General features: G+C 67.9%; 7 protein-coding genes and 1 pseudogene. 5 read left to right on the forward strand and 3 right to left on the reverse strand.

The annotated features are described in order from the left end of the window. The 4 genes from coaE to AC1DBQ_RS18180 all read left to right on the forward strand — a co-directional run. Window positions 1–1,144: dephospho-CoA kinase (gene coaE, locus AC1DBQ_RS18165; RefSeq protein WP_476929840.1), on the forward strand; the 1,144-nt coding region annotated here is incomplete at its 5' end. Between the two features lie 40 nt (window positions 1,145–1,184). Then, window positions 1,185–3,266 carry an excinuclease ABC subunit UvrB gene (gene uvrB, locus AC1DBQ_RS18170; protein ID WP_476929841.1) on the forward strand — a complete coding sequence of 694 codons (2,082 nt, stop codon included), beginning with the start codon at window positions 1,185–1,187 and terminating at the stop codon, window positions 3,264–3,266. A 163-nt stretch (window positions 3,267–3,429) separates the two neighbouring features. Further along, entirely contained in the window at window positions 3,430–4,458 is a 1,029-nt protein-coding gene (locus tag AC1DBQ_RS18175) for a TerC family protein (protein ID WP_476929842.1), read from the forward strand. A gap of 87 nt (window positions 4,459–4,545) precedes the next feature. Continuing rightward, window positions 4,546–5,904, forward strand: a complete 1,359-nt coding sequence (locus tag AC1DBQ_RS18180) for an MFS transporter (protein WP_476929843.1) — start codon at window positions 4,546–4,548, stop codon at window positions 5,902–5,904. 77 nt (window positions 5,905–5,981) lie between these two features. Here the strand turns inward: AC1DBQ_RS18180 and AC1DBQ_RS18185 are convergent, their stop codons facing one another. From AC1DBQ_RS18185 to AC1DBQ_RS18195, 3 genes are all read right to left on the reverse strand, one after another. Further along, the gene (locus AC1DBQ_RS18185; protein ID WP_476929846.1) at window positions 5,982–7,328 is read right to left on the reverse strand and encodes an alpha/beta fold hydrolase; all 1,347 of its coding nucleotides are present in this window, start codon (window positions 7,326–7,328) and stop codon (window positions 5,982–5,984) included. A gap of 19 nt (window positions 7,329–7,347) precedes the next feature. Beyond that, a complete protein-coding gene (locus tag AC1DBQ_RS18190) occupies window positions 7,348–7,878 on the reverse strand; it encodes an N-acetyltransferase family protein (RefSeq protein WP_476929844.1) in 531 nt (176 codons plus the stop codon). 87 nt (window positions 7,879–7,965) lie between these two features. Continuing rightward, the gene (locus tag AC1DBQ_RS18195) at window positions 7,966–10,512 is read right to left on the reverse strand and encodes a DEAD/DEAH box helicase (protein WP_476929845.1); all 2,547 of its coding nucleotides are present in this window, start codon (window positions 10,510–10,512) and stop codon (window positions 7,966–7,968) included. 145 nt (window positions 10,513–10,657) lie between these two features. Here AC1DBQ_RS18195 and AC1DBQ_RS18200 point away from each other — a divergent pair. Then, window positions 10,658–10,766: pseudogene (locus tag AC1DBQ_RS18200) on the forward strand (trans-aconitate 2-methyltransferase); the annotation flags it as partial.

Here is a 10,766-nt window from a genome sequence, read left to right on the forward strand (position 1 = left end):
CGGCACGCCGGGGCTGGCGCGGGTGGTCGAAGCGTTCAGCGCCGCCATCCTGACCTCCGATGGCCGGCTGGACCGGGCCCGGCTGGGTTCCCTGGTCTTCGGCAATCCGGAACGCCTGGCCGTGCTGAACGGAATTGTCCATCCGCTGGTCCGGGAGCGCGCCGCGGCGATGGTTGCGGCCGCCCCGGCCGGCGCCGTCGTAGTCCAGGACATCCCCCTGCTGGTGGAAACCGGGCAGGGGAAGAACTTCCACCTCGTGGTGGTGGTCGACGCCCCGGACGACGTCCGGGTCCGGCGCATGTCCGAACACCGCAATATGGGCGTCGACGAGGCGCACGCCCGGATGGCCGCGCAGGCAAGCCGTGAGGACCGATTGGGGGCCGCGGACGTCGTGGTGGACAACTCGGGCACMCCCGAGGAACTGAGGCTCGCGGTTGATGCGCTGTGGGAGGGGCGGCTGGCGCCGTTCGCGCTGAACCTCAAGGAGCAAAAGATTGCGCCGCGGACCGGCGGCCCGGTCCTTGCACCGGCGGATCCGTCCTGGTCGGCGCAGGCAGGCCGGCTCATCAACCGGCTCCGCGCCGCCGTGCCGGAGGACGTGTTGTCCCTTGACCACATCGGCTCCACTGCCGTCCCGGGCCTGGACGCCAAGGACGTGATMGACCTGCAGTTGGGCGTCCGCGACCTTGAGGCCGCAGACAGGATCGCGCCGCTGCTGGCCGAGGCCGGATTTCCGCGCTGGCCCGGCATCATTTCCGACAACCCCAAACCCTCGCACTCCGACCCCGCCGACTGGGGCAAACGACTGCACGGCAACGCCGATCCCGGCCGCGCCGTGAACCTGCACATCCGCGCCGCCGGATCGCCGGGCTGGCGGTACGCCCTGTGTTTCCGTGACTGGCTCCGCGCCGACGCCCGGGCCGGTGCGGATTATGTCGCCGAGAAGATCCGGGTGGCCGGCCTGCACGACGTCGACAAGTCCACCGCCGGCTACGCGGCGGACAAGGAAGGCTGGTTCACCGACTACGCCGCGCCCCGTATGGAAGCGTGGGTGTCGCGSACCGGCTGGCAGCCGCCGTCGTACGGTGACGACGCCGGTGACGACACCRGTGACGACACCGGTCCGGGTACTGCCCAAAGCTGAATCGGGACATCGTGTCGGAGGCCGGCGGTAGATTAGATACATGAGCCTTGCCCAGGAAATCAACCGTGTCGTGGCGCCCTTTGAGGTCATCAGCGACTTCCAGCCCGCGGGCGACCAGCCGGCGGCGATCGCGGAACTCACCGAGCGGATCCGCAACGGCGAGAAGGATGTGGTGCTGCTTGGCGCCACGGGCACCGGTAAGAGCGCGACGACGGCGTGGCTGATTGAGCAGGTCCAGCGCCCCACCCTGGTGATGGTGCAGAACAAGACCCTTGCCGCGCAGCTGGCCAACGAATTCCGCGAACTGCTGCCCAACAACGCGGTCGAGTACTTCGTCTCCTACTACGACTACTACCAGCCCGAGGCCTACGTGCCGCAGACGGACACCTTCATCGAGAAGGACTCCTCCGTCAATGAGGAAGTCGAACGTCTGCGCCACTCCGCCACGAACGCCCTGCTGACCCKCCGCGACGTCGTGGTGGTCGCCACGGTGTCCTGCATCTACGGCCTCGGCACCCCGGAAGAGTACATCGCCGGCATGGTGACGCTCCGCAAGGGTGCGGAGATGAACCGCGACGACCTGTTGCGGAAGTTCGTCGCCATGCAATACACCCGCAATGACATGGACTTCCACCGCGGCACGTTCAGGGTCCGCGGCGACACCGTGGAAATTATTCCCATGTACGAGGAACTGGCGATCCGGATCGAGTTCTTCGGCGACGAGATCGAGAACATCTACACGCTGCACCCGCTGACCGGCGAGGTGATCCGGGATGAGACCGAGATGTACGTCTTCCCTGCCTCGCACTACGTCGCCGGGCCGGAACGCATGAGCCGGGCCATCACGAAAATCGAGGACGAGCTCGCTGAACGCCTCAAGGTCCTGGAAAGCMAGAACAAGCTCGTCGAGGCCCAGCGGCTGCGGATGCGCACCACCTACGACCTCGAAATGATGCAGCAGATGGGCTTCTGCAACGGCATCGAGAACTACTCCCGGCACATCGACGGCCGCGACGGCGGGACCGCGCCGCACTGCCTCATCGACTACTTCCCGGACGACTTCCTGCTAGTGATCGACGAATCGCACGTCACCGTCCCGCAGATCGGCGCCATGTACGAGGGGGACATGTCCCGTAAGCKGACGCTGGTGGACCACGGCTTCCGGCTGCCCTCGGCGATGGACAACCGGCCGCTGAAATGGGATGAGTTCCTTGAGCGCGTGGGCCAGACCGTCTACCTCTCCGCCACTCCGGGCAAGTACGAGCTCGGCAAGTCCGACGGCTTTGTGCAGCAGATCATCCGGCCCACCGGCCTGATCGATCCCGAGGTGATCGTCAAGCCGACCAAGGGCCAGATCGATGACCTGCTGGGCGAGATCCGCACCCGCACGGCCAAGAACGAACGCGTCCTGGTGACCACGCTGACCAAGCGGATGGCCGAGGACCTCACCGACTACCTCCTGGGCCACGGCGTGAAGGTGGAGTACCTGCACTCCGACGTCGACACCCTGCGCCGCGTGGAGCTCCTGCGGGAACTGCGGATGGGCGTTTTCGACGTCCTCGTGGGCATCAACCTGCTCCGTGAAGGCCTCGACCTCCCGGAGGTCTCGCTGGTCAGCATCCTGGACGCGGACAAGGAAGGCTTCCTGCGCTCGTCCACCTCCCTGATCCAGACCATCGGCCGCGCCGCACGTAACGTGTCCGGCCAGGTGCACATGTACGCGGACCGGATCACGGACTCGATGGCCCATGCGATCGACGAGACCAACCGCCGGCGCGCCATCCAGGTCGCCTACAACACGGAGAAGGGGATCGACCCCCAGCCGCTCCGGAAGAASATCGCGGACATCACCGACCAGCTKGCCAAGGAAGACGCGGACACCCGCGAACTGCTGGCGGCGGCAGGCAAGAACCGCGGCAAGGGCAAGGGCGCCGCGGTCATCCGGGCGGACGGGCTCGCGGCGGCCCCGGCCGAGGACCTTGTCGGGCTGATCGAACAGCTCACCGAGCAGATGCACGCCGCGGCCGGGGAGCTGCAGTTCGAGCTCGCGGCGCGGCTGCGCGACGAGGTGGGGGAACTGAAGAAGGAACTGCGGCAAATGCAGTCGGCGGGGCACGCCTAGGGTAAACTCGGACGAACGTAGGGGAGTATCCCAAGCGCTACKATCGTCAACACGCACGGCTACGATGCCGTGCCGGGCGTAGCGGGCAGCCAGGCGGCATCACGCGCCGGCGGTCGGAGAGACTTACACCGCTGAGCTGTACCCTACGAAAGGTATTTCCCCCGTGCCCGACCTTCCCCTGTGGTTCGAGATCGGCTCGTTTGTCGTACTCGGCATCATCCTGGCCATTGACCTGCTGATGGTGCTTAAACGCMCGCACGAGCCCTCCATGAAAGAAGCCGGACTGTGGGTCACGTTCTACGTGGCCCTGGCCCTGGTGTTCGCCGGCGCCATGTTCGCCTTCACCGGACCGGAGTTCGGTGGCCAGTTCATCGCCGGCTGGGTGACGGAATACAGCCTCAGTATCGACAACCTGTTCGTGTTCATCATCATCATGGCCCGCTTCTCGGTACCGCGTAAGTACCAGCAGGAAGTGCTCATGGTGGGCATCATCATCGCCMTGATCCTGCGCGGCATTTTCATCATGCTCGGCGCGATCGTGATCGAGCAGTTCAGCTGGGTCTTCTACATCTTMGGCGCCTTCCTGCTCTGGACCGCGTGGAAGCAGGCCCAGGACGAGGGCGAGGACGAGGAAGACAAGGAAAACCCGCTGATCGCCCGGATCCGCAGGGTCCTGCCGATGTCCKAGAAGTTCGACGGCGGCAAGCTCCGCACGGTGGTGGACGGCAAGAAGGTCTTCACCCCGATGCTGATCGTCTTTGTCACCATCGGCATGACGGACCTGCTGTTCGCGGTCGACTCCATCCCGGCGATCTTCGGCCTCACCCAGAGCGCCTTCATCGTCTTCACGGCGAACATCTTCGCCCTCATGGGCCTGCGCCAGCTGTACTTCCTGCTCGGCGGCCTCATGAACCKGCTCATCTACCTCAAGCACGCCTTGTCCGTCATCCTGGCGTTCATCGGCGTCAAGCTGGTCCTGCACGCCATGCACGTCAATGAACTGCCCTTCATCAACGGCGGCCAGCACATCGAATGGGCGCCGGAGATCCCCACCTACGTCTCCCTCGCCGTGATCATCGGCACCATCATCATCGCGGTGATCGCGAGCCTGATCAGCTCCAAGGCGTCCAAATCCAAGCTGGACGCCCGGCTCGAAGAGGACGCCCGCAAGAGCCTGAGCGACGTCGAATAGCTCCGGCGCGACCGGTCCGCAGCGCGGGACTTCGGCCGGCGCCTTCCGGCAGGCGCCGGCACGTGCCRGACGCGTTATGCTCGGACCGTGAAGACCTTTTACCCTGCGGCACGTAACTCTGCGGCGCTGGACCTGCACCGGGTCCAGCGCCGCACTGTTTCCGTCCTGAGCGTTGCCCAGCTCCTGAGCAGCGTGGGCAGCGGTGCCAGCCTCTCCGTCGGGTCCCTGCTGGCCGTCCAGCTGTCCGGCTCCAATGCCTGGGCCGGTTCCGTMACCACGGCGGTGACGCTGGCCGCCGCCGTCGCGGCCCTGCCCCTCGCCGGTCTGGCCGGACGCCGGGGCCGCCGGGCGGCGCTCGTGACCGGCCAGCTGTCCGCCATGGCCGGCTCCCTGCTCATCATCGCTTCCACGGTATCCGGGGTGTTCCCGGTGCTGCTGCTGGGAGCCGCGCTCCTGGGCCTGGGGACCGCCGCCAACCTCCAGGCCCGCTTCGCCGCTGTCGACCTCGCCGACGCCGAACACCGCGGACGCTCCCTCGCAATCGTTGTCTGGGCGGTGACGATCGGCGCCGTCGCCGGACCCAACCTGATCCGCCCGGGAGCAGCCGTGGGGGAGGCCCTGGGTCTGCCGGCACTCGCAGGGCCGTTCCTTTTCTCCGCCGCCGGGCTGGCCCTGGCCGCCGTGCTGCTGGTCATCGGCCTGCGCCCGGATCCGCTGCTGCTCGCGGCCCGGATCAGGACGGCCGGAGAGCCCCTGGCGGCGAAAGGTACCACGGCTGCCCGACGCCGGCACGGCCTCCGCGCCGGCCTCCGGGCTGTCGGGAAGTCACCGCGGGCACGCCTGGCCCTGTTCGCGATCGTGGCCGCGCACGGCTGCATGGTGGCCGTGATGTCGATGACCCCGCTGCATCTCCAGCTCCTCGCCGAAGGCCCAATGGCCGACATGCCGGCCGGACATGTCCATGCCGCCAGCACGGACGTCCTGGTCCTGATCGGTTTCACGATCTCGCTGCACATCGCCGGCATGTACGCGCTCTCGCCGGTGATGGGCTGGCTCACCGATAAGACCGGCCGCCTCCCCGTGATCATTCTGGGGCACGGGCTGATTCTGCTCGCCGTCTGCGTCGCCGGATTCGKGCAGCGGCAACCCGTCCTGGTCACGGCGGGACTGGTGCTGCTCGGCCTGGGCTGGTCGGCGGCCACCATCGCGGCCTCTACGCTCCTCGCCGAAAGCGTCTCCGCCGAGGACCGTGTCCTTGTCCAGGGCGTCTCAGACACCCTCATGGGAGCCGCCGGGGCGCTCGGCGCAGGCTTCTCCGGCCTGGTGATGGCCGGGGTCGGCTACCAGGGACTGAACCTCGCCGCAGCCGCCCTCGCCGCGGGGGTGCTGGCCGTCGCCGTCCCGGCTGCAGCCAGGGGCCGGGCGGCCGCGGCAACGGCGGCCTAGCAGGCCGGCCCCCTCCCGCACAGCAGCTGATCACACGGCGGATGTCCGCACGGGGGATGCMGGGTCAGTGTGCCCGCTCAGCGGCGGGCGGAGCGGGCCATCGCCAGCAGGCGGCCGAAGATCGCCTCACCGTCGTCCGCGATGCCGTCATGGTGGAACTCGTCGGACTCCCACACCTGCAGGCCGCGGACGGCGGCCGCGGTTTCCAGGGAGAGCTCGCGGTCCACGTAGATGTCGTCCGTGTACACGGCCGCGGCGACGGGCACGGTGTTGAGGGCCAGCCGCTCCGGATCGTAGAGCGGGCCCCAGTCATCCTTCTCGGCGAGCAGCCGTGCCACGCCCTGCAGCGGGCGCAGGGCCGGGTCCTGCTCGAAGTACCAGGGGTAGACCATTTCACCGGTCAGGAGCGGCTCCGCGGCGTCGGGTCGGAACTCGGGGAATTCCGCCAGGACCCGCCAGGCGGCCCAGTCGGTGGCCGCGGACTGGCCGTAGATGGATTCGTGCATCAGCGCGTACAGGGGGTTCGCGGCCCGGGACACGAGGCCCCGGACCTGTTCCAGGAACGCGTCCGAGAGGCGGTCGCCGTCGGGTGTGGCCACGAAGGCGTCCTCGAGCAGGTGGTGGAGCGCATCCACCCGCGTGTTGCCGCCCAGGAAGGAACCCGCCATCTGGAAGCGCTCCACGGTGAGGCGGCTGCCGTCGGGCAGGAATTCCTCCGTCTCCCGCAGATGCCGGGCGATCCGGGTGATGGCGGCACGGTCCTCGGGGTACCAGCTGAAGTACTCGGCGTTCCGGGCCGCGACGCGCTGAAACGTTGCGCGGTACACGCGGTCCGCGGAGCCGCCCAGCGGGGCAAGGCCGCCGGTCACGAGCACCTCGCGCAGCCCCTCGGGCGCGAAGGAGAGGTAGCTGAGGGCGCAGAATCCGCCGTAGCTCTGGCCGTAGACGGTCCAGGGCGCGGCGCCCAGGGCCGACCTGATGGCCTCGGCGTCGGCGACGATGGAGTCGGCGCGGAAGTGCGCCAGGTAGCGTGCCTGCGCCGCGTCGCTGCCGCGCAGCGGCAGCGTGTTCCGGTCGATTGCCGAGGACAGGCCGGTGCCRCGCTGGTCCAGCATGAGGATCCGGAAGTCCCGTGCGGCGGCCTTGCTCCAGCCGCCCAGGGACGGCAGCCGGTTACCGCGCCCGCCGGGGCCGCCCTGCAGGTAGAGCAGCCAGGGAAGCTCGGCCGCCGCTTCCTCGCTGTGCTCGGTGGACACGTATTCGCGGGCGAACACCGTGATGGTCGCGCCGCGGCGTCCGTCCTCGCTGAAGTGGTCCAGGGGTACCTGGAAGTAGTGTTCCGCGGTGCGCATGCCGCGGTAGGTGTGGCGYGCCCGGACGTGGCGCCGGACGGTGGATCCGGACTCGAGGAGGGCGGCTCCCATGAGCCCCGTCACCGGAAGATCAACCACGGGAGGCCTCCTCGCGGACGCCTGCACGGAAATCGTCCGAGCCCGCGCCGGAGCCGAAGGCTTCCAGCGCCGCGCCGGTGAGGCGGAAGGTGGACCATTCGTCCATCGGGGCCGCGCCGAGCTTCTTGTAGAAGTTGATCGAGGGCTCGTTCCAGTCCAGGACGCTCCATTCGACCCGCGCGTACCCGCGGTCGACGGCGGTGGCGGCCAGATGCTGGAGCAGTGCCTTGCCGTGGCCCTCGCCCCGGGCCTCGGGCMGGACGTAGAGATCCTCCAGGTAAATMCCGTGGACGCCTTCCCACGTGGAGTAGTTCAGGAACCAAAGGGCGAATCCGCGGACCTCGCCGTCGGCGTTTTCCGCCATGGTCGCGAAGACCCGGGGGTTCTCGCCAAACAGGACCCCGGTGAGCATCTCGGGGGTGTTCCGGACGGCGTCCGGTTCCTTCTCGTAGATGGCGAGGTCGTGGATCATCTGCAGGATGGCAGGGACGTCATGCGGGGCGGCAGGCCGGATTACACTCATTGTTCGAGTTTACTCGGKGCATGTGCCGGGCGGGCGACGGCCTTGGCGGGTGCCCGTGCCGCATGCCAGACATTAGGYGCAGTCCCGCTAGAGGCGGTTGACGTMCGTGACGCGGACGACGGCGGTCCCGGACTCGTCCGAGGCCGCCAGGTCCACCTCGGCGGAGATGCCCCAGTCGTGGTGGCGGGCCGGGTCATCGAAGATCTGCCGGACCTTCCACACCCCGGGTTCCTCGGTGATGATCAGGAGCCCCGGGCCGCGGGCGTCCGGKCCGGTGCCGATGTCGTTGTGTTCGTCGAAGTAATCATCCAGCGCATCCTCCCAGCGTTCCGCGTCCCAGCCGGAACCGGCGTCGAGCTCGCCCAGGGCCGTGGCTGCTTCATCGGCGAAGAGCTCCACGCGGCGGAACATCTCGTTGCGCACCATCACCCGGAAGGCCCGGACGTTGGAGGTCAGCGACGGCGGCGGAGGCGGGGGAGCGTCATGCGGGGTAGGCGCGGCGCCGGAGGTCAGTTCTTCCCATTCGTCGAGCAGGCTGGAATCAACCTGCCGGACCAGTTCGCCCAGCCAGGCGATGAGGTCCTCCAGGTCCTCCCGGAGGGCGTCCTGCGGGACGGTCTGCCGGAGTGCCTTGAAACCGTCGGCGAGGTAGCGCAACACGATCCCCTCCGAGCGGGCCAGGCCGTAGAACTGCACGAATTCGCCGAAGTTCATGGCGCGCTCGTACATGTCCCGGACCACMGACTTGGGGGCAAGTTCAAAGTCGCCCACCCATGGGGCGGCCTTGCGGTAGACCTCAAAGGCCTCGCCGAGGATCTCGGCGAGCGGCTGCGGGTACGTAACTTCCTCGAGCATCGCCATGCGCTGGTCGTACTCGATGCCGTCGGCCTTCATTGCCGCGATAGCTTCGCCGCGCGCCTTCTTCTGCTGGGCCGACAGGATCTGGCGCGGCTTCTMCAGGGTCGCCTCGATCACGGACACGACGTMCAGGGCGTACGACGRCGACTCCGGGTCCAGGAGCTCCAGAGCGGCGAGKGCGAAGGGGGACAGCGGCTGGTTGAGGGCGAAGTTGGCTTGCAGGTGGACCGTGAGCCGGACCGTCCGGCCGTCCGGCCCCTGCTCCTGAAGCGGGATGCGCTCCACGACGCCTGCCGCGAGCAGTTCGCGGTAGATGCCCAGGGCTTTCTTCATGAGCCGCAGCTGCGAGGACCGGGTCTCGTGGTTCTCGGTGAGCAGGCGCCGGGCGGCCTGGAACGGGTCGCCGGGACGTTCCATGAGGTTCATCAGCATCGCGTGCGTCACGGTGAAACTGGACGTGAGCGGGTCCGGCACCGACTCCACGAGCCGCTTGTAGGTCGGTTCGCCCCAGGACACAAAGCCTTCGGGGGGCTTCTTCTTCACCACCTGGCGCAGCTTCTTCTGGTCGTCGCCGAACTTGGCCGTGGCCTTGGCCATCGCCTTCACGTTTTCGGTCACGTGCTCCGGGGCCTGGACCACCACGGTGCCGGCGGTGTCATAGCCGGCCCGTCCGGCCCGCCCGGCGATCTGGTGGAACTCGCGGGAGTTCAGCAGCCGGGTGCGCACGCCGTCGTACTTGCTCAGCGCCGTGAGCAGCACGGTGCGGATCGGCACGTTGATGCCCACCCCGAGGGTGTCGGTGCCGCAGATGACCTTCAGCAGGCCGGCCTGGGCGAGCTGCTCCACAAGCCGGCGGTATTTGGGCAGCATGCCGGCATGGTGGACGCCGATCCCGTGCCGGACCAGCCGGTTGAGGGTCTTGCCGAAGCCCGCGGCGAAGCGGAACCCGGCGATGAGCTCGGCAATCTTGTCTTTCTCCTCGCGGGTGCAGACGTTGATGCTCATCAGGTTCTGTGCCCGGTCGATCGCCTMGACCTGGCTGAAGTGCACCACGTAGACCGGAACCTGCTTGGTGGCGAGCAGCTCTTCGAGGGTCTCGTGGACCGGAGTCTGTTCGTAGTAGTAGTGCAGCGGAATAGGGCGTTCGGCGGAGCTGACGGTCGTCGTCGGGCGGCCGGTCAGGGCGCTAATCCCTTCCTCGAAGCGGCTGACATCGCCGAGCGTCGCCGACATCAGCAAGAACTGCGCCTGGGGCAGTTCCAGCAGCGGCACTTGCCACGCCCAGCCGCGCTGCGGGTCGGAGTAGAAGTGGAACTCGTCCATGATGACGGCGCCGAGTTCGGCCGCCGAACCCTCGCGCAGGGCAATGTTGGCCAGGATTTCGGCGGTGCAGCAGATAATGGGAGCGTCCTGGTTGACGCCGGAGTCACCGGTGATCATGCCCACGTTCTCGGCCCCAAAGATATCGCAGAGGGCGAAGAACTTCTCGGAGACGAGGGCCTTGATCGGGGCGGTGTAGTAGCTGCGCTGTCCGCGGGCCATGGCCTGGAAGTGCGCGGCGATTGCCACGAGGGACTTGCCGGACCCGGTGGGCGTGGCCAGGATGACGTTGGACCCGGCGGCCAGCTCCATGATKGCCTCGTCCTGGGYGGTGTAGAKGGCGAGGCCGCGGGTTTCCGTCCACTCGACAAACCGGGTGTAGAGCTCGTCCGGGTCCAGGGCCGTCCTGCCGGGAACTCGGGCGGCCGGGGCGGGGAGCTGGTCAACGAGTTTCATTGCTGTCCAGCTTAGTGCCCGCATGCTGCCGGCGGCACCGGCGGGGTGGTGCGCTGCGCCCGCCGGATGCGTGGCTCCTTGGCTGGCCAACATTGCCGGGGCTACGCTTCGGGTAGGACAACAGCKCCKGGGACTGGAGGTAGCAGTGAAATGGGATCCCGAAAAGTATGTGCAGTTCGGTGATTACAGGGACAGACCATACTTTGACCTCACGGGGCGGATCCACGCTGAAGCCCCGCGGCACGTCGTCGACC

It is taken from the genome of Arthrobacter sp. 10T413_2, from assembly GCF_056394205.1.